An 18,730-nucleotide genomic window follows, 5' to 3' on the forward strand; every position below is an offset into this window, starting at 1 on the left:
GCTCGTGCCCACCCTGGTGTCGGTCAACGTCGGTCTTCCCCGCGATGTCCCATGGGACGGCCGCGTCGTCCACACCGGGGCGTGGAAGGAGCCGGTCACGGGTCCTCGCACTGTGCGTCGTCTCAACATCGACGGTGACGGTCAGGGCGACCTCGGCGGCCACGGCGGGGAGAACCGAGCGGTGCTGGTGTACCAGCTGGCGTCGTACCGGTACTGGGCCACCGAACTCGGCCGAGAAGATCTGTCGCCCGGCAACTTCGGGGAGAACCTCACAGTGGAGGGGCTGCCCGATGACGAGGTGTGCATCGGGGATCGCTACCGGATCGGCGACGCCGTCTTGGAGGTGACTCAGCCGCGCGTGACCTGCTATCGCGCGGGCATGAGGCTGGGGGAGCCGCGGATGGCCGCGCTGCTGGTGGCGCACGGCAGGCCGGGCTTCTACTGCCGCGTGATCACCGAGGGGGAGATCGAAGCGGGTCAGGACATCGTCAAGGTCGCCGACGGTCCCGAACACGTCACCGTCGCCGAGGCCGACGCCCTGCTCTACCTGCCGGGGCATTCCCGCGAGGCCCTTGAGCGGGCCCTGCGCGTTCCGGCTCTGAGCGCGGGGTGGCAGGGGTCGTTCCGGAGCATGCTCGAGGAGTCGACCAGCCCGCCGCCGGCGTGGCAGGGGTTCCGGCCGCTCACCGTGTCCGGGATCCGTGCGGAGAGCAGCGTCATCCGTTCGGTGACGCTGACCTCGCCCGACGGCGCGCCGCTGCCGAACCGGCGTCCGGGACAGTCGATCGCGCTACGCCTGGGACCGGGGATCGTCAGGAACTACTCGCTGTCCAACGATCCCGGCGCGCCCGACTACCGGATCAGCGTGAAGCTCGAGGAGCACGGTGCCGGAAGCGGCTTCATCCATCGCGATCTGAAGGTCGGGAACACGGTGGACGTCGCCGCGCCGCGCGGGGCCTTCGTGCTGCGCGACGGAGCGGGCCCGGTGCTGCTGATCTCCGCGGGCGTCGGCATCACTCCGGTGCTGTCGATGCTGCACGCCTTGGCCGTCTCACGGCGTGACGTGTGGTGGCTGCACGGCGCCCGCAACGGTGCGCAACGGGCGTTCGCCGAGGAGGTCGCCACGCTCCTGAACAGGTTGTCCGACAGCCATTCCCGCGTGCTGTACAGCAGCCCCGACGCCGGCGACGCAGACTACGACGGCGTCGGCCGGATCTCCGTCGCTACGCTGAGCGACCTCGGGGTGCCGTCGACCGCGGACGCCTACCTGTGTGGACCCGCGGCGTTCATGGCCGACCTGAAATCAGGCTTGGCCGACTTCGGTCTGGCCCCCGATCGGATCCACTCCGAAACCTTCGGCGCGACGGCCGGATTCACGCCGGGGATCGACTCCGTCCAGGTTGCGCCGCACGTGCCAGCCGGTACTCCGGGCAGCGGTCCCGAGGTGCAGTTCGCCCGTAGCGCCGTCGCCGCACCGTTCGGGCCGCCCTCGGCCACGCTGCTCGAGTTCGCCGAAGCCTGCGACGTCCCGGTGCGGTGGTCCTGTCGCACCGGTGTCTGCCACAACTGCGAGACCGCCCTGGTGGCGGGCGTCGTGCGTTACGACCCCGAGCCGCTGGAGCCGCCCGCCGACGGCAACATCCTGATCTGCTGCGCGCAGCCGAGCGAGGACGTCGTCGTTGATCTTTAATGGTCGACTGTGACCACTGACGCGCGGACCGCCATCGTGACCGGAGCGTCAGGCGGCATCGGCGAGGCCATCACCGCGATGCTGCTGGAGGAGGGCTTCGCGGTCACCATGCTCGGCCGTGACGCCGACAAGCTGACGGCGATCGCGGGCGAGTTCGAAACGGGCCGACTGGCCTGCGCGGCGGGCTCGATCACCGACGACGGGTACCTCGACGAGGTGGTAGCCCGGCACACCGAACGGTTCGGTGCGCTCGACCTGCTCGTCAACAACGCGGGTGTCTCCGGGCACCGTCGGATCGGCGAACTCGACGCCGCGCTCGTCGACGAGCAGCTCGCCGTCAACCTGCGGGCCGTCATCATGCTCACCAACAAGTGCCTGCCACTGCTGAGATCTGCAGTGGCGAAACGGGGTTCGGCGCAGATCGTGAACACGGCGTCGAACGCGGGCAAGCGCGGCGAGGCGACGCTGGCGTCGTACTCGGCGACCAAGGCCGGGGTTGTCGGCTTCACCGAGGCGCTGCACGACGAACTCGCGAGCGAGGGCATCAAGGCCACCGCGATCTGCCCCGGTCTCGTCGACACGCCCATGGCCGACGAGTACCGCAGCGGCGGCGCCGTTGAGATGATCTCACCGCGCGATGTGGCCGAAACCGTGCGGCTCACCACCCGCCTGTCGCGGGGCTGCATCGTTCCCGAGATCATCCTGCTGCGGCCGACCGAGTGGATCGCGCCGTCGGAGGTGCGTTAACCGAGGTGCCGCCGCAGGAACGGACGCATCAGCGCGACGACGGCGTCCAGCCGGCTCTCGAGCAGGAAGTGACTGCCCTCCAGGAGGTGGATCTCGGCGTCGGGAAGGTCGCGTTCGAACGCGAGAGCACCTGCGGGACCGAAGATCTGGTCGCGTCGACCCCACACCGCCAGGAGTGGGACCTGCGACGTCCGGAAGTACTCGTGCACGGTCGGGTACAGCTCGACGTTGGCGAGGTAGTCGGCGAACAACTCCAGTTGAGCCTCGACGCGTGCGGGGGTGCTGGCGACGGCGGCGTGGGCGTTGATCCAGTTGTCCGGGTCGATGACCGACGGATCGACGACGCCCTGGGTGAACTGCCATTCGAGGCCGGCGGGCGAGATGATCTCGCGAAGCGCCGCGGCGTTCGCCTCGGTGCGGTCCCGGCCGTAGGCGAACAGCGGCTCCATGGCATCGCCCACGAAGCCCTCGACGTAGGCGTTGCCGTTCTGGGTGGTCACGGCCGCGATCCGGTCGGGATGGCGCAGCGCCAGCCGCCAGGCGACCGGGGCGCCGTAGTCCTGCACGTACACGGCGTAGCGGGTGACGCCGAGGTGGTCGAGCAGCCCGTCCACGTGATCGGCGACGTTGTCGAAGGTGTAGGCGAAGTCGCTCGGGTCCGGCACGTCGGAGTGGCCGAAGCCGGGGTAGTCGGGGGCGATGACCCGGTAGCGGTCGGCCAACGCGGGAATCGGATTGCGGTACATGTGCGAACTGGCCGGGGTGCCGTGCAGCAGCACCACGGCGGGTGTGTCCGAATCGCCGGCCTCCCGGTAGAAGATGCGGGTCCCGTTGATCTCCGCGTACCGGTGGTGCGTCACCATTGCTAACTCCCATGATTCGTTTTGGTGGTTAGCTCATTCAACGCGCCGGCTTCTAACCTGTCAAGTCGGTTATGATGGTTAGTATGTCCGACCTGCTTCTGGAACTGCTGAACACCACACCGGTGGTCGAGGGTGTGCAGACCGAGCTGCTCGACGGCCGCTGGATGCGCGACCACGCGGCGGGAAACCAGACGGTCGCCGACGCCCGCCGCCTACGGGACGACCTTCAGCGGGTGGTGCGCGGTGAGGTCGCGCCCACCGTGCTCGCGAGCTATCTGCGGGGCGCCACGCGCACGCCGGCGGTGGCCGACGACGGGATCACATGGACGTTGAACGCCGACTGGCCGGCGCGAATGGTGCTGGCGTGGGGTGAGTTACAGGCGGACATGCCGGGACGGTTGCGGCCGTGCGCCAACGACGAGTGCAGGCTCTTCCTGCTGGACCGGAGCCGCTCGGGCACGGGTCGCTGGTGCTCGATGAGCGAGTGCGGCAACCGGATGAAGGCGCGGCGGCACTACAGCCGCGCGCGACGCAACGGCTGACCCGACTGCTCGTCGAGATTCAGTCCGCGACGGCGGTCTGCTGATACAGCGCGAGCTTCCAGCCCGTCGTGCTGCGCGTGTACACCGACGACATCGCACCGACGAACGGCTCGTCAGCGCCCTCGCGATAGCCGGTGCCACGGTAGACCAGCGCGGCGGTATCGGCGTCGATGGCGACGAGCCTCGCATCCGCGATCTCGTAGCGCGTCCACGGCGGCGACTCGCCGAGCGCGGCCGCCACGGTGTCGCGATCCATCACCATGCCGTTGGCGAGCACCATCAGCGCGTCGTCGGTCATGATTCTGCCGTAGAACTCGTCGCCGGTGCCGTCGCTCAGGGACGCCCAGCCGGCGTGCTCGAGTTCCAGAAGAGCATCCAGAGTGTTCCGAGAATCCGTCATGCCCGAGCGAGTACCCCGTAACGTAAGCGTCAATGCGGCACTACTACTCCGCCGACGCGATCCGGGCCGCGGAGGCGCCACTGCTGGCGTCACTGCCCGACGGCGTTCTCATGCGCCGGGCCGCATACGGCCTGTCGGTGGCACTGATCCGCGAACTGCGCGCACGCACCGGTGGGGTCGCGGGCCGCGAGGTGTGTGCGATCGTCGGTTCCGGTGACAACGGCGGTGACGCGCTGTGGGCGGCGACGTTCCTCCGGCGTCGCGGTGCCGCCGCGTCGGCCGTCCTGCTGAACGTCGACCGCACCCACGCGAAAGCCCTCGCCGCCTTCCGGCATGCCGGCGGCCGGGTGGTGCAGCGCGTTCCGCCGACAACCGATCTGGTGCTCGACGGGGTCGTCGGCATCTCGGGCTCGGGGCCGCTGCGACCCGGCGCGGCGGAGCTATTCGCCGACCTCGCCGACGCGGAGGTCCCCGTCGTCGCCGTCGACCTGCCCAGCGGCGTCGACGTGCACACCGGCGCCGCGGACGGCCCGCACGTGCGTGCCGATCTGACCGTGACCTTCGGCGGACTCAAACCCGTGCACGCGCTGGGGGAGTGCGGCCGGGTCGAACTCGTCGACATCGGGCTCGACCTGCCGCCGACCGACCTCCGAGGTTTCGAGGCCGCCGACGTCGCCGCCCGGTGGCCCGTGCCGGGGGCGCACGACGACAAGTACACCCAGGGGGTCACCGGGGTGCTCGCCGGTTCGGCGGCGTATCCCGGCGCCGCGATCCTCTGCACGGGCGCCGCCGTCGCCGCGACGTCGGGCATGGTGCGCTACGCGGGAGCGGCGGCCGCGCAGGTCGTCGACCACTGGCCCGAGGTGGTGGCGGCGTCCAGCGCGAACGCGGCGGGCCGGGTCCAGGCCTGGGTCGTCGGTCCCGGTATCGGCACCGACGACGCGGGGGCGGGCGCGCTGATGTTCGCGCTGGGCACCGATCTCCCGGTGATCGTCGACGCCGACGCGCTGACGATCCTCGCCGCCCATCCCGATCTGGTGGCGGGCCGCCGAGCGCCCACCGTGCTGACGCCGCACGCCGGCGAATTCGCCAGGCTCGCAGGTCATCCGCCCGGTGACGACCGGGTGCACGCCACCCGGCGCCTTGCCGAGCAGTTCGGCGCCACCGTTCTGCTCAAGGGCAACGTCACCGTGATCGCCCAGCCCGACGGCGTGGTGTACCTGAACCCGGCCGGGCAATCCTGGGCCGCCACAGCGGGTTCCGGCGACGTGCTCTCGGGGGTGGTCGGTGCGCTGCTGGCTTCGGGGCTGCCGCCCGGCGAAGCCGCGGCGATGGCCGCGTTCGTGCACGCCCGTGCCGCCGCGCAGGCTGCCGCGCAGCCCGGTCCGCGCCCGGCGCCGACGTCCGCGGCGGGCATCCTCGACCACATCCGCGCCTCGATCGCCGCTCTCTAGGAAGGGAAGACCCATGTCCCGCAAGCACAAGCACGCCCCCTCGATCTCGCCCGCCTACACCGGACGCTTCTCGATGGCGCCCGTGCCCGCACTGCGCCTGCCCGACGAGTGCATGGACGCGGGCGCGGCGTACCGGTTCATTCACGACGAGCTCATGCTCGACGGCAGCTCCCGGCTGAATCTCGCGACGTTCGTGACGACGTGGATGGACCCCGAGGCCGAGAAGTTGATGGCCGAGACCTTCGACAAGAACATGATCGACAAGGACGAGTACCCCGCGACGGCGGCGATCGAGCAGCGCTGCGTCTGCATGGTGGCCGATCTGTTCCACGCCGAAGGCCTGCGCGACGACGACCCGAGCACGGCCATCGGGGCCTCGACGGTCGGGTCCAGCGAGGCCGTGATGCTCGCCGGGCTGGCGATGAGCTGGCGGTGGCGGCAGAAGGTGGGCGACGGGTGGCGCAGCCGCAGGCCGAACCTGGTCATGGGCTCCAACGTCCAGGTGGTGTGGGAGAAGTTCTGCAGGTACTTCGACGTCGAGCCCGTCTACCTTCCAATGGAGGAGGGGCGGTACGTCATCACGCCCGAGCAGGTGCTGGCGGCGGTGGACGAGGACACCATCGGCGTCGTGGCGATCCTCGGCACGACCTACACCGGTGAGCTCGAACCGATCGCGGAGATCTGCGCGGCGCTCGACGGGCTGGCGGCGAATGGCGGGGTCGACGTCCCCGTGCACGTCGATGCGGCCAGCGGCGGCTTCGTCGTCCCGTTCCTGCACCCCGACCTGGTCTGGGACTTCCGGTTGCCGCGGGTGGTGTCGATCAACGTCAGCGGGCACAAGTACGGATTGACTTATCCCGGAGTCGGTTTCGTGGTCTGGCGCAGCAGCGAGTACCTCCCCGAGGAGTTGGTGTTCCGGGTGAACTACCTAGGCGGTGACATGCCGACGTTCACGCTGAACTTCTCCAAGGGCGGCAATCAGGTGATCGGCCAGTACTACAACTTCCTGCGGCTGGGCCGCAGCGGCTTCACCCAGGTGATGACGTGCCTCTCGCAGACCGCGCGATGGCTCGGCGACGAGCTACGCGCTGGCGAGCACTTCGAGGTGATCACCGACGGTTCGGCCATTCCGGTCGTCTCCTTCCGGCTCAGCGGCGACCGCGGCTACACGGAATTCGACGTCTCGCACGCGCTTCGGGCGTACGGCTGGCAGGTGCCCGCCTACACGATGCCCGACGACGCGACCGACGTGACCGTCCTCCGGATCGTGGTGCGCGAGGGCTTCTCCGCCGACCTGGCCCGCGCGCTCAAGGACGACATCAGCACGGTGCTCAAGAGCCTCGACGAACTCAAGCCGGCCGGACACTTCGACACCGAGGCGCCGTTCGCCCACTAGCTGTCGCAGGTAAGCGGGGGCAGGTCGGCGGTGCGCACGAGGCCGGCCTGCGGGCTGCTGTACTCGGCTTCCGGAACCTGCACCGCGATGCTTCCGCCGCCCGCGGTGACGATGGTCGTGCCGAGCGACGTGATCGCACCCGATCGGGTGTCGATGACGGTCGCCCGGCCGCCGCCGTGCAGCCGCAGACTGAGGATCACGTACGGCCCGTCGACGTGAAGCGACCGATCGACGTCGCGGCCCAACAGGTCGAGCGTGTCGATCCGCGTCACCCCCGTGTCCGGCGACCAGTGCGCGACGCCGGTGTCGGTGATCCACGCGTACACCGTGCCGTCGGTCGCCAGCGGGGCATCGGCATCGGCACCGGCCGCCTGCAGTGCAGCGGGCACCTCGGCGACGTTGTGCACCAACCTATTCAGGTTCCGGTCGGGTTCCGACCAGGCGATGCCGAGCGGCGTCGCCCGGAGTTGCTCGATGGTGGGTGCCTTCGCGATCTCGGCGACCCGGCCGGTGTCGAGATCGTATGAACGCACGACGGTGTCAGCAGGGTAGGCGCGCGTGGTCCAGTACACGGTGCCGTCGAACACCGCGAGCGAGTCACGGTAGCTGGTGCTGCTCACACGTTCTTCGGCGTTGCGCGCCATGATCGTTCGCACCGAGTTGTTCGACCGGTCGACGACGTCGATGCGCGTCAGCCATGGCAACGACGGGTTGGTGGCCGTGACGTCGTCGTTGTCGTCGAGGTGCGGGTGACCGTTATCGGTTCTGCGGGGGCCGGTGTCGACGCCGACGACGATCCGGCGCTCGTCGATGGCCGCGAAACCGATGCTCTCGACTGCCGCGTCGGCGACCCGGTAGACGGTCTTCACCGACTCGTCCTCGCCGATGAGGAGGAGTCGACGGGTGTCACCGTCGTCGTAACCCGCCGCGATCTCACCTCCGCGCCCGACCGCCAGCGGCGTGGTCGACCCGCCGGTGTCTACTGCGCTGTCGGCGAACGCCGTGCGCCACGCGGCCGGTAGCGCCACCTCGCACGACGGCCGGACGGTGTCGCCGTCGGATCCGGTAGCCGAGCAGGCCAACGGCGACAGCTGATCGGCGCGCACCAACCCGACTACGGGGGGCTGCGTTCGGTTGTCATCCGTCAGATCAGTGACGATGGAGCCCCCCGCAGCGCCGAAGGCCGTGGGCCCGAGCCGCGTCAGCGCTCCGGAGCGGGTGTCGATGAGCGTCGACGAGTCGATCCACTGACCCGCGCCCACCACCACGTACGGTCCGATCAGTTCCACTGTGGGCTGTGTGACCGGCGCACCCTCGAAGAGTCGCACCGTGCTGATCCGGGTGATGCCGGCTTCCGGTGACCACCGGGCGATGCCGGTGCCTCCCTCGGCCACGCCGGTCATCCAGGCGTAGGCGTCACCGTCGCGGACCAGCGAGGTCTGATCATCGTTGATGCCGGTGACCGACGCTATTGCATCCGGTAGCGGTGCCAGGCTGCGGAATACGGGCCGTGGTTCCGGGTGGTTCGACGTCCAGACGATGCCGGTCGCGGTGGCGCTCAGGTCGCGCATGTCACCGACTTCCACCTCCCGCGTGGCACCGCTGTTCGCGTCGTACGCGCGGAGGGTCCCGTGGTCACCTGTGAACTCGTCGCGAGTGATCCAGTAGACCGAGTCGTCGAACACGGCCACCGAGTCGATCGGGTTGCGCCCGACCCGGAGGTCGGCTTCGGGGGTCTCAAAGACGGTGCGAACCGAGTCGTCACGGCGATCGATGACGTCGATCCGTTTCAGGGTCCTCGCGGCGTACTCGTAGGACTCGCCGTCGATGACGGTGTGGCCCTCGGTGCGGAGGATCCCGACGGCGATCCAGCGGTCGTTGATCGCGGCGACCTCCGGAGCCTCGCGCTCCGCATCCGGCACCGAGTAGACCGTCGTGACGGTCTTGTCGGGCTGGATCAGCAGGACGTCGTCACCTCGTGCTGCGACGACTTCACCACCGGACCCGATCGCCAGTGGCTCGGCGCCCCCGCCGGTGTCGACCCGGCTGTCGGTCAACGCGCGCTTCCAGTCTGCGGGGAGTCGCACCTCGCACGCCGACCGGCTGACCGACTCCGCCCCGACAGTGGACTCCGTCGCCGGCGTGCACGCACTGACCGCCAGAATGAGGACCGCGATTAGTAGCGTGCGCATGCGTCTCAATCTAGGACGAAGGGCCAACCGTGAAAAGCGATTAGTTATGGTCTTAGTCATCGAGTAAAGCGATCGCTATCGCTCGGCATCCGGGCCGGACTCGCGTTCTGGGACAATCGGGGGCGACATGACTACCGATGCCACCGACCTGGGATTCAGCGCCGCGCAGGCGGTCGTCGACCTCGGGGCCGTCGCGCACAACGTCCGCGTGCTCAAGGAGGGTGCCGGGTCGGCCGAGGTCATGGCAGTGGTGAAGGCCGACGGCTACGGCCACGGCGCCGCGCAGGTCGGACGGGCCGCGCTCGCCGCGGGCGCCGCCGAACTGGGAGTGGCGACGCTCGACGAGGCGCTGGCGCTGCGCCGCGACGGCGTCACCGCGCCCGTGCTGGCGTGGTTGCACGCGCCGGGTACCGACTTCGCGCCGGCACTGGCCGCCGACGTGCAACTCGGCGTCAACTCGGTGCGGCAACTGACCGAGGTGCTCGACGCGGCCCACCGCACCGGTCGTACCGCCGTCGTGACCGTGAAGGTGGACACCGGCCTCAACCGCAACGGGGTCGGCGCCGCCGAGTTTCCCGCGCTGCTCGCCGCCCTGAAGGGTGCCGTCGCCGACGAGTCGATCAGGCTGCGCGGCATCATGTCTCACCTGGCCTGCGGTGACGAGCCCGCCAGCCCCGTCAACGACCTTCAGGCGCAGCGGTTTTCGGAGTTCCGCTCTGCGGCCCGTGACGCGGGAGTCGACTTCGAGATCGCGCACCTGTGTAACTCGCCCGCGGCGCTGACCCGCCCCGACCTGGCCTACGAAATGGTGCGGCCGGGGATCGCGGTGTACGGCCAGACTCCGATCCCCGAGCGCGGCGACATGGGGCTGCGCCCCGCGATGACACTGAAATGCACGGTGGTACTGGTTCGTTCGATATCGGCCGGTGACGGGGTGTCCTACGGGCACACGTGGATCGCGGAACGCGACACCACCGTGGCGCTGCTGCCCATCGGTTACGCCGACGGTCTGTTCCGCGGTCTCAGTGGGCGCTTCGATGTGCTCATCAACGGGAGGCGCAGGCGAGCCGTCGGCAGGGTGTGCATGGACCAGTTCGTCGTGGATCTCGGACCGGGACCCGTCGACGTGACCGAGGGCGACGAGGCCATCCTGTTCGGTGCCGGCGACGACGGCGAGCAGACCGCGCAGGACTGGGCCGAACTGTTGGGAACCATCAACTACGAGATCGTCACCAGCCCGCGCGGCCGGGTGCGGCGGTTCTACCGGTGAGCCGGGAATCGCGCCGTCGCGGCCGAATTCGCAACGCCCGCTGGATGGCCGGTGCCGCGGGTATCGGTGCGGTCGGAAGCCTGGCCGGGATGACGGTGGCGCGCTCGGTGATGCGACGGATCAGCGACGACGACCCTTACGCGGACGAGGACTTCGAACTCCTCGACGCCGACCGCGGTTTCGTGGTGACGACGGAGGACGGCGTGCCGCTCGCGGTCCGCGAGGTCGGTCCCGAGGATGCCGCGTTGACGGTGGTGTTCGCGCACGGCTTCACCCTTCGGATGGGCGCCTTCCACTTCCAGCGGGCCCGGCTCACCGAGGAGTGGGGTTCGCAGGTTCGGATGGTGTTCTACGACCAGCGCGGTCACGGCCAGTCCGGGGACGCCGACCCCGACACCTTCACCGTCGACCAATTGGGACGTGACCTGGAGGCGGTGCTCGCGGTGATGGCCCCGCGCGGACCCGTTGTGCTGGTGGGCCATTCGATGGGTGGCATGACGGTGCTGTCGCACGCCCGTCAGTTCCCCAAGTCCTACCCGAGCCGCATCACGGGCGCCGCGCTGGTGGCGTCGGCCGCCGAGGGGGTGGCGCGCTCGCCGCTCGGCGAGATCCTCAAGAACCCCGTCCTCGAAGGGGCGCGCTTCGCAACCCGGTACGCGCCGAAGACCGTGCACCGGACCAGGGGTGCGGCGCGGGCCGTCATCGGCCCGGTGCTGCGCGCGGCGTCGTACGGCGATGCGCGGATCAGCCCGAGCGTTGTGGCCTTCTCCGAGCGGATGATGCACGACACGCCGATCGCGACGCTGGTGGGGTTCCTGCACGCCCTCGAGGTGCACGACGAGACCGCGGGACTCGCCACGCTGGCCAAGGTTCCGACTCTCGTCGTGTGCGGTGACAGGGACCTGCTCACCCCCAAGGACTGCTCGGAGCGAATGGCCGATGCGCTGCCCGACTCCGAGCTCGTCATCATCGGCGGGGCGGGTCATCTCGTTCAGCTCGAGCAGCCCGGGATCGTCAACGACGCGCTGGTCCGTCTCGTCGAGCGGGCCACCCCGTCAAAGCTGACGGCCATGACGCGACGGTTGCGCGAGCGGGTGCGCCACCATGGCTGAGGGGCGCTCGGTGTCCGAGGGCACCGCGGAACTGCAGACCGCCGAGGACACGATCGCGTTCGGGGCTCGGCTCGGCGCGGATCTGCGGGCCGGCGACGTGGTCGTGCTCTCCGGGCCGCTCGGGGCGGGAAAGACCGTGCTGGCCAAGGGAATCGCCGAGGCGATGGACGTCGAAGGCCCGGTGACGTCGCCGACGTTCGTCCTCGCCAGGGTGCATCGCGCCCGGCGGGAGGGCGCTCCGGCGATGATCCACGTCGACATGTACCGGCTGCTCGACGACGGGCGCGCGAACCTGCTCGACGAACTGGATTCGCTGGACCTCGATACCGACCTGGAGGACGCGGTGGTGGTCGTCGAGTGGGGCGAGGGGCTGGCTGAACGGCTGTCGGACAATCACCTCGACATCCGCCTCGAGCGTGGCCGCGACACCGACGTCCGAACCGCGGTCTGGCGGTGGAGCCGCTCGTGACCACGGTGCTGGTGATCGACACCGCCACCCCGGCCGTCACGGCGGGAGTGGCGCGACGGGATGCGTCGGGGGTCGAGGTACTCGCAGAGCACGTGACGCTCGACGCTCGCGCGCACGCCGAGCAGCTGACCCCGAACGTGTTGGGCGCCATGGCCGATGCCGGTGTTGCGATGTCCCAGCTGACGGCTGTCGTCGTCGGCTGCGGTCCCGGCCCCTTCACCGGCCTTCGGGTGGGGATGGCCACCGCCGCGGCGTACGGCCACGCGCTCGGTGTCCCGGTGTACGGGGTGTGCAGCCTCGACGCCATCGGGATCGACACCGACGGCGACGTCCTGGTCGTCACCGACGCGCGTCGCCGCGAGGTGTACTGGGCGCGTTACGTCGACGGCGCGCGCACCACCGGGCCCGACGTCTGCGCGCCCGGTGACGTCCCCGCCGGTGCCGCGGCCGTGGCGGGATCGCCCGATCACGTTGGGCTGTTCGACCTTCCGCGGCTGACGCCGACCCACCCGTCCACCTCGGGGCTGGTCCGCGCGGTCGACTGGTCCGCGGCGCCCGGCCCGCTGGTGCCGCTGTATCTGCGGCGGCCCGATGCGAAAACCACGGCGGAGCGCGGAGTGCGATCGTGACGGTGACCTACGACGGGCTGCGGATCGCCGATGCCGACCGGTGCGGTGAACTCGAGGCACAGCTGTTCCCCGGCGACGACCCGTGGCCGGCGACGGCGTTCATCCGCGAGCTGGAATCCGAGCACAACCACTACGTCGCGGCGCGCGTCGACGGGCGCCTCGTCGGCTACGCGGGAATCACCCGGCTGGGCCGAAAGCCGCCCTTCGAGTACGAGATTCACACCATCGGCGTTGACCCGGCGCATCAGGGTGCCGGTATCGGCCGCGAGCTGCTGAACCGGATTCTCGACATCGCGGTGGGCGGTGTGGTGTTCCTCGAGGTGCGCACCGACAACGCCGCGGCGATCGGTCTGTACGAGAGCGTCGGCTTCACCAAGATGGGGCTGCGCAAGCGGTACTACCGCGTCAGCGGTGCGGATGCGTACACGATGCGCCGAGAGGCGGAGGTGCGAGCGTGATCATCCTGGCCATCGAGAGCTCCTGCGACGAAACCGGCGTCGGGATCTGCGATCTCGCGTCCGACGGTACCCTGACGCTGCTCGCCGACGAGGTGGCCTCCAGTGTCGACGAGCACGCGCGCTTCGGCGGTGTGGTGCCCGAGATCGCCTCGCGTGCGCATCTCGAGGCGCTCGGGCCGACGATGCGGCGTGCCCTGGCCGCAGCGGGCGTCGACAAGCCCGACGTCGTCGCCGCGACCATCGGACCGGGCCTGGCCGGTGCGCTGCTGGTGGGCGTTGCCGCCGCCAAGGCCTACGCGGCCGCCTGGGAGGTGCCGTTCTACGCGGTGAACCACCTCGGCGGGCACCTGGCCGCGGACGTCTACGAACACGGGCCGCTGCCGGAGAGCGTGGGGCTGCTGGTGTCCGGTGGGCACACCAACCTGCTGCACGTGCGATCGCTCGGCGAGCCGATCGAGGAACTCGGCAGCACCGTCGACGACGCGGCGGGGGAGGCCTACGACAAGGTGGCGCGACTGCTCGGGCTCGGGTACCCGGGCGGTCGACCGCTCGACGAGTTGGCCCGCACCGGTGATCGCACCGCCATCGCCTTCCCTCGCGGCATGACCGGGCCGCGCGACGCGCCGTACGCGTTCAGCTTCTCGGGGCTCAAGACCGCGGTGGCGCGGTACGTCGAGGCCAACCCCGACGCGCCGACCGCCGACGTCGCCGCGGGCTTCCAGGAGGCGGTGGCCGACGTGCTGACGATGAAGGCGCTCCGGGCCGTCACCGACCTGGGCGTGTCGACCCTGCTGATCGCGGGCGGGGTGGCGGCCAACTCGCGGCTGCGCGAACTCGCCGAAGAGCGTTGCGCGGCAGCCGGTGTGACGCTGCGGGTGCCGAGACCGCGGCTGTGCACCGACAACGGGGCGATGATCGCGTCGTTCGCCGCGCATCTGATCGCCGCCGGTGCTGCGCCGTCGCCCCTCGACGTGCCGAGCGACCCCGGCCTGCCGGTGGTGAAGGGGCAGATCGCATGAGCGCGAACGTCGAGGACAAGCTCGCCGTCATCGAATTGCTCTATCGCTATGCCGAACTCATCGACGCGGGTGACTTCGACGGGGTCGGGGAACTGCTCGGACGCGGCAGCTTCATGGGAGTCACCGGTGCGCGATCGATCGCGAAGCTGTTCGCGAACACGACGCGACGATTTCCGGAGCACGGCAACACGCCCAGGACGCGGCATCTGGTGCAGAACCCGATCGTCGACGTCGACAGTGACACCGCGGCCGCGCGCTCGACGTTCTGCGTGATCCAGCAGACCGACACCGTGGCACTGCAGCCCATTGTCGTGGGGCGCTACGCCGACACTTTCGCGCGCGACGATGAGGGCTGGCACTTCACCGAGCGCACGGTCGACATCCAGATGCTCGGCGACGTGTCCGACCACTTGATGATCGATCCGAACAACTTCGGGTAGCGCCCACCATGGGGGAACTGCGCGAGCATCATTCGGCATCGCCCAGTACTTGAAGGTGAAACCGGGCTGGCGAGAAGCGGTTCGAGAAGTCCTAAAAGGGCGCGGGTTCGTCGTCGTGCAGGTTCTTGGCGCGTTCGGCGTTGATGCGTTGGGCCTTGGCTTGGGCGCGGGTGCGTTTTCGGCGGGGCATCATCATGGAGCGGTACGGGCTGGGCGGTGGTGCGGGTCCGGCGGGTGGTGCGGGGGTGGTGACGTCGGCGTCGGGGAACAGCAGCGTGATGCCGGGCTTGGTGGTGTAGGTGTGCCCGGTCGGGGTGGTGGTGATGACCGTGCCGTCGGGGAGTTGGACCTCCGACCAGCCGGCGTGGAACGTCTTGATCAGGTGGTGCTTTCGGCAATCGCACTTGAGGCCACCGGCATGCGTCGGCCCGGCCGGATACGGCACGGTGTGGTCGATGTCGGTGAATTCGGCGAGCCGATCGCAGCCCGGTGCCCGGCAGGTGAGGTCGCGCAGGCGGACGAAGTGATCGGTGGCCGCCGAGGGACGGTAGCGCGGTTCGGCCTCTTCGCCGGGGCTGGTGATCGGTCTGATCGTGGCGCCGCGGGCGATGAGGTCGGCCAGCAGGGGCGGGGGGACGACGCCGTGGCCGGGGATGATCGCCAGAGGCCGTGACTCGGGCCCGGGGTCGGGGACGGGCGGTTCCTCGACGTGGTCGTCGGTGCGGGTGTCGGCGTCGTGCTGGGCGTCCTCCTCGACCTCGTCGATCATCTCGTCGAGTTCGTCCTCCACGGTGCGGGGGCCGTGCAGATCGGACTCGTCGACGCAGGCACCGAGGGCGGTGTCGAGGGTGGCCCGGTCGGTGATGACGTGGATGCTCACACTGCCCGCCGCGGCGTCGTCCCCCTCGGCGGCGGGGCAGTCCGGGTTCTCGCACAGGCACGCCAGGACGGTGGATCCGGCCATCAGAGCGGCGTGCGCGTCACCACGGCGCTGCTTGAAGGTGCGGGGGTCGTCGGGGCACACGCTGCGCGCCATCCGTCGGATCCGGGTGACGGCGATCGCGGCGTCGGGTCCGGTCATGCGGCCCCAGTAGGGCACGGTGCCCGAGCCGTCGTGGCGGCCGACGACGAAGTCGCGGTCGCGGACCTGTTCGCGGACCCGGTGCACGGCGGCGGGATCGATGCGGGCGATCTCGGCGTCGAGGAGTTGTTCGAACTTCCACTCCGAGAGCGGACCCCACCCGAGGATGCGGTCGGCCAGCACCCGATCCAACTGCGCCATCACGTCGGGATCGACGACGAGGTCGGTGCGCTTCGCGAGGATCCAGACCCGCCGCCCGGTCACCACGCCCTGCAGGAACAGGGCGTTCACGCGCGGGAACGTGTCGCGCAACATGGTCGCGATCTCGATCTCGCCGAGCGCGCGGCCGTGCCCGATGTTCAACGCGGCCGAGATCTCCGCGGCCGCCCCGTCGACGGCATCGGCGGCGGCGTCCTCGAACTCCACGCCGTCGCGCAGCCGGCGACGCGCCAACTCCGCGATCGCCGCGTACCTCTCAGCATCCGCAGCCGCCGACGCCCGAGCACGCGCGGTGATCGTGTCGATCAACTCCCGCGCACTCTTCGACTCGAACATGTGTTCGATTTTACCTCAACCCGCCGACGGGAAATCTGCCGAAACCGATCTTGCAGAACCCCACCCTTGAGCGCTAGCACTCGCGTGTATAGAGTGCTAGGTGGCAGTCGACCAAAACTCCTGCGCCGGCACCCGCGACGACGGCGCATCGAGCCCGGACCTCTGCCGAAACACCTGTTAACACCCGCAGTCCGGGGCATGCCCGGATCTACACCCGAACTAAGTGGAGGGCTCCATCGTGGCAGTCAACATCAAGCCACTCGAGGACAAGATCCTCGTTCAGGCCAACGAGGCCGAGACCACGACCGCTTCCGGTCTGGTCATCCCCGATACGGCCAAGGAGAAGCCGCAGGAAGGCACCGTCGTCGCAGTTGGCCCCGGCCGCTGGGACGAGGATGGCGAGAAGCGCATCCCCCTGGACGTCGCCGAGGGCGACACCGTCATCTACAGCAAGTACGGCGGCACCGAGATCAAGTACGGCGGCGAGGAGTACCTGATTCTCTCCGCGCGTGACGTGCTGGCTGTCGTTAACAAGTAAGCCCAAGTGTCCCGCCCCGGAGCTCCCCGTTTCCACGGGTGAGTTTCCGGGGCGGCACTCGTTAACCGTCATAAAGGACATTCATGAGCAAGCAGATTGAGTACAACGAGACTGCGCGCAGGGCGATGGAAGCCGGTGTCGACAAACTCGCCGACGCGGTCCGCGTGACGCTGGGGCCCCGCGGTCGCCACGTCGTGCTGGCCAAGGCCTTCGGCGGCCCCGTCGTCACCAACGACGGCGTCACCATCGCGCGCGAAATCGACCTCGAGGATCCGTTCGAGAACCTCGGCGCACAGCTGGTGAAGTCGGTCGCCACCAAGACCAACGACATCGCGGGCGACGGCACCACCACCGCCACCGTGCTCGCACAGGCGATCATCAAGGCCGGCCTGCGCAACGTCGCGGCGGGCGCCAACCCCATCGCGCTGGGTTCGGGCATCAGCAAGGCCGCCGACGCGGTCTCCGAGGCCCTCCTGGCCGCGGCGACGCCCGTCAGCGATCAGAAGGCGATCGCGCAGGTCGCCACCGTCTCGTCGCGTGACGAGGAGGTCGGCCAACTGGTCGGCGAGGCCATGACCACCGTCGGCGTCGACGGCGTCGTCACCGTCGAGGAGTCCTCGACGTTGAACACCGAGCTCGAGGTCACCGAGGGCGTCGGCTTCGACAAGGGCTTCACCTCCGCCTACTTCATCACCGACTTCGATTCCCAGGAAGCGGTGCTCGAGGACGCGCTGGTGCTGCTGAACCGCGAGAAGATCAGCTCGTTGCCCGATCTCCTGCCCCTGCTGGAGAAGGTCGCCGAAGCGGGTAAGCCGCTGCTGATCATCGCCGAAGACGTTGAGGGCGAAGCGCTTTCGACGTTGGTGGTCAACGCGATTCGCAAGACGCTCAAGGCCGTTGCGGTCAAGGCGCCCTTCTTCGGTGATCGCCGCAAGGCGTTCCTCGACGATCTCGCCGTCGTCACCGGCGGCCAGGTCGTCAACCCCGACGTCGGTCTGCTGCTTCGCGAGGTCGGCCTCGACGTGCTGGGCACCGCCCGCCGCGTCGTCGTCACCAAGGACAGCACCGTGATCGTCGACGGTGGTGGGACGCAGGAGGCCATCGACGGACGCAAGTCGCAGCTGCGCGCCGAGATCGAGGCGTCCGACTCCGACTGGGATCGCGAGAAGCTCGAGGAGCGGCTGGCCAAGCTGTCGGGCGGCGTCGCGGTCATCAAGGTCGGCGCGGCCACCGAGACCGACCTGAAGAAGCGCAAGGAAGCCGTGGAGGACGCCGTGTCGGCGGCCAAGGCCGCAGTCGAGGAGGGCATCGTCACCGGCGGTGGCGCCGCGCTCGTCCAGGCCGGTTCGGTGCTGAAGGCGCTTCGGGAGTCGCTCAAGGGTGACGAGGCGCTCGGGGTCGACGTGTTCGCCTCCGCGCTGTCGGCGCCGCTGTTCTGGATCGCCACCAATGCCGGGCTCGACGGCGCGGTCGTGGTGAACAAGGTCTCGGAGCTACCGGCCGGCCAGGGCTTCAACGCGGCCACGCTCACCTACGGCGATCTGCTGGCCGACGGCATCGTCGACCCCGTCAAGGTGACGCGGTCCGCGGTGCTCAACGCCGCATCGGTGGGCCGCATGGTGCTCACCACCGAGACCGCGATCGTCGAGAAGCCCGCGGAGTCCGAGGACGACGGCCACGGGCACAGCCACGGGCACGGTCACTCGCACTAGTCGGAGCTGTACGGAACACCCCCGGTCCAATTGGGCCGGGGATGCTTCTATGTCAATGCGGGGCGTTCGCACGTGTTGATCTGGTGTTGCCAGGTGGCTTGGTCGGTGTGCATGGCTCGGTAGATGACGTCGACGAGGTGGCGCTTGAGGATGCGTCTGGCAC

The 18,730-nt window shown here is 69.5% G+C and carries 18 protein-coding genes; 14 read left to right on the forward strand and 4 right to left on the reverse strand.

Annotated elements, in window-relative coordinates; genetic code table 11:
* Positions 1-4: 4 nt before the first annotated feature.
* Together NM203_RS25295 and NM203_RS25300 are read left to right on the forward strand one after the other, a co-directional pair.
* Entirely contained in the window at positions 5-1,690 is a 1,686-nt protein-coding gene (locus tag NM203_RS25295) for an MOSC and FAD-binding oxidoreductase domain-containing protein (RefSeq protein ID WP_255063338.1), read from the forward strand.
* Positions 1,691-1,699: 9 nt separating this feature from the next.
* On the forward strand, positions 1,700-2,437 hold the full coding sequence (locus NM203_RS25300; RefSeq protein ID WP_255063339.1) for an SDR family oxidoreductase: 738 nt from the start codon (positions 1,700-1,702) through the stop codon (positions 2,435-2,437).
* Here NM203_RS25300 and NM203_RS25305 read toward each other — a convergent pair.
* A complete protein-coding gene (locus tag NM203_RS25305; RefSeq protein ID WP_255063340.1) occupies positions 2,434-3,300 on the reverse strand; it encodes an alpha/beta fold hydrolase in 867 nt (288 codons plus the stop codon). The genes NM203_RS25300 and NM203_RS25305 overlap by 4 nt on opposite strands.
* A gap of 83 nt (positions 3,301-3,383) precedes the next feature.
* On the opposite strand from NM203_RS25305, the gene NM203_RS25310 reads away from it, so the two are divergent.
* The gene (locus tag NM203_RS25310) at positions 3,384-3,842 is read left to right on the forward strand and encodes a CGNR zinc finger domain-containing protein (RefSeq protein ID WP_255063341.1); all 459 of its coding nucleotides are present in this window, start codon (positions 3,384-3,386) and stop codon (positions 3,840-3,842) included.
* Between the two features lie 19 nt (positions 3,843-3,861).
* Here the strand turns inward: NM203_RS25310 and NM203_RS25315 are convergent, their stop codons facing one another.
* Complete coding sequence (locus NM203_RS25315; protein WP_255063342.1) at positions 3,862-4,242, reverse strand: nuclear transport factor 2 family protein; 381 nt, start codon at positions 4,240-4,242, stop codon at positions 3,862-3,864.
* 32 nt (positions 4,243-4,274) lie between these two features.
* Between NM203_RS25315 and NM203_RS25320 the strand changes: the two genes are divergently transcribed.
* Positions 4,275-5,696 carry an NAD(P)H-hydrate dehydratase gene (locus tag NM203_RS25320; RefSeq protein WP_255063343.1) on the forward strand — a complete coding sequence of 474 codons (1,422 nt, stop codon included), beginning with the start codon at positions 4,275-4,277 and terminating at the stop codon, positions 5,694-5,696.
* Between the two features lie 13 nt (positions 5,697-5,709).
* The gene (locus tag NM203_RS25325) at positions 5,710-7,092 is read left to right on the forward strand and encodes a glutamate decarboxylase (protein WP_255063344.1); all 1,383 of its coding nucleotides are present in this window, start codon (positions 5,710-5,712) and stop codon (positions 7,090-7,092) included.
* Here NM203_RS25325 and NM203_RS25330 read toward each other — a convergent pair.
* The gene (locus NM203_RS25330; protein WP_255063345.1) at positions 7,089-9,284 is read right to left on the reverse strand and encodes a hypothetical protein; all 2,196 of its coding nucleotides are present in this window, start codon (positions 9,282-9,284) and stop codon (positions 7,089-7,091) included. The genes NM203_RS25325 and NM203_RS25330 overlap by 4 nt on opposite strands.
* Positions 9,285-9,411: 127 nt before the next feature.
* On the opposite strand from NM203_RS25330, the gene alr reads away from it, so the two are divergent.
* From alr to NM203_RS25365, 7 genes are read left to right on the forward strand one after another with little or no spacing between them, the layout of a single operon-like run.
* Positions 9,412-10,554: an alanine racemase gene (alr, locus tag NM203_RS25335; RefSeq protein ID WP_255063346.1), complete on the forward strand. Its 1,143-nt coding sequence runs from the start codon at positions 9,412-9,414 to the stop codon at positions 10,552-10,554.
* Between the two features lie 44 nt (positions 10,555-10,598).
* On the forward strand, positions 10,599-11,666 hold the full coding sequence (locus NM203_RS25340) for an alpha/beta fold hydrolase (RefSeq protein ID WP_255063377.1): 1,068 nt from the start codon (positions 10,599-10,601) through the stop codon (positions 11,664-11,666).
* Positions 11,659-12,135, forward strand: coding sequence for a tRNA (adenosine(37)-N6)-threonylcarbamoyltransferase complex ATPase subunit type 1 TsaE (gene tsaE, locus NM203_RS25345; RefSeq protein WP_255063347.1), 477 nt, complete (start codon positions 11,659-11,661; stop codon positions 12,133-12,135). The genes NM203_RS25340 and tsaE overlap by 8 nt, the downstream gene beginning before the upstream one ends.
* Positions 12,132-12,764, forward strand: a complete 633-nt coding sequence (gene tsaB / locus NM203_RS25350) for a tRNA (adenosine(37)-N6)-threonylcarbamoyltransferase complex dimerization subunit type 1 TsaB (protein WP_408633409.1) — start codon at positions 12,132-12,134, stop codon at positions 12,762-12,764. Before tsaE ends, tsaB begins: the two co-directional genes overlap by 4 nt.
* Positions 12,761-13,222, forward strand: a complete 462-nt coding sequence (gene rimI / locus NM203_RS25355; protein WP_255063349.1) for a ribosomal protein S18-alanine N-acetyltransferase — start codon at positions 12,761-12,763, stop codon at positions 13,220-13,222. The genes tsaB and rimI overlap by 4 nt, the downstream gene beginning before the upstream one ends.
* Positions 13,219-14,241: a tRNA (adenosine(37)-N6)-threonylcarbamoyltransferase complex transferase subunit TsaD gene (tsaD, locus tag NM203_RS25360; protein ID WP_255063350.1), complete on the forward strand. Its 1,023-nt coding sequence runs from the start codon at positions 13,219-13,221 to the stop codon at positions 14,239-14,241. Before rimI ends, tsaD begins: the two co-directional genes overlap by 4 nt.
* The gene (locus tag NM203_RS25365; RefSeq protein ID WP_255063351.1) at positions 14,238-14,681 is read left to right on the forward strand and encodes a nuclear transport factor 2 family protein; all 444 of its coding nucleotides are present in this window, start codon (positions 14,238-14,240) and stop codon (positions 14,679-14,681) included. Before tsaD ends, NM203_RS25365 begins: the two co-directional genes overlap by 4 nt.
* A gap of 91 nt (positions 14,682-14,772) precedes the next feature.
* Here the strand turns inward: NM203_RS25365 and NM203_RS25370 are convergent, their stop codons facing one another.
* Positions 14,773-16,317, reverse strand: coding sequence for an HNH endonuclease signature motif containing protein (locus NM203_RS25370; protein ID WP_255063352.1), 1,545 nt, complete (start codon positions 16,315-16,317; stop codon positions 14,773-14,775).
* Between the two features lie 235 nt (positions 16,318-16,552).
* Here NM203_RS25370 and groES point away from each other — a divergent pair, with 235 nt between their 5' ends.
* Positions 16,553-16,855, forward strand: a complete 303-nt coding sequence (groES, locus tag NM203_RS25375; protein ID WP_036421278.1) for a co-chaperone GroES — start codon at positions 16,553-16,555, stop codon at positions 16,853-16,855.
* Between the two features lie 83 nt (positions 16,856-16,938).
* The gene (gene groL / locus NM203_RS25380) at positions 16,939-18,567 is read left to right on the forward strand and encodes a chaperonin GroEL (RefSeq protein WP_255063354.1); all 1,629 of its coding nucleotides are present in this window, start codon (positions 16,939-16,941) and stop codon (positions 18,565-18,567) included.
* The last annotated feature ends 163 nt before the right edge of the window (positions 18,568-18,730 follow it).

The organism is Mycolicibacterium arenosum, assembly GCF_024320865.1.
GTDB classification, from domain to species: domain Bacteria; phylum Actinomycetota; class Actinomycetes; order Mycobacteriales; family Mycobacteriaceae; genus Mycobacterium; species Mycobacterium arenosum.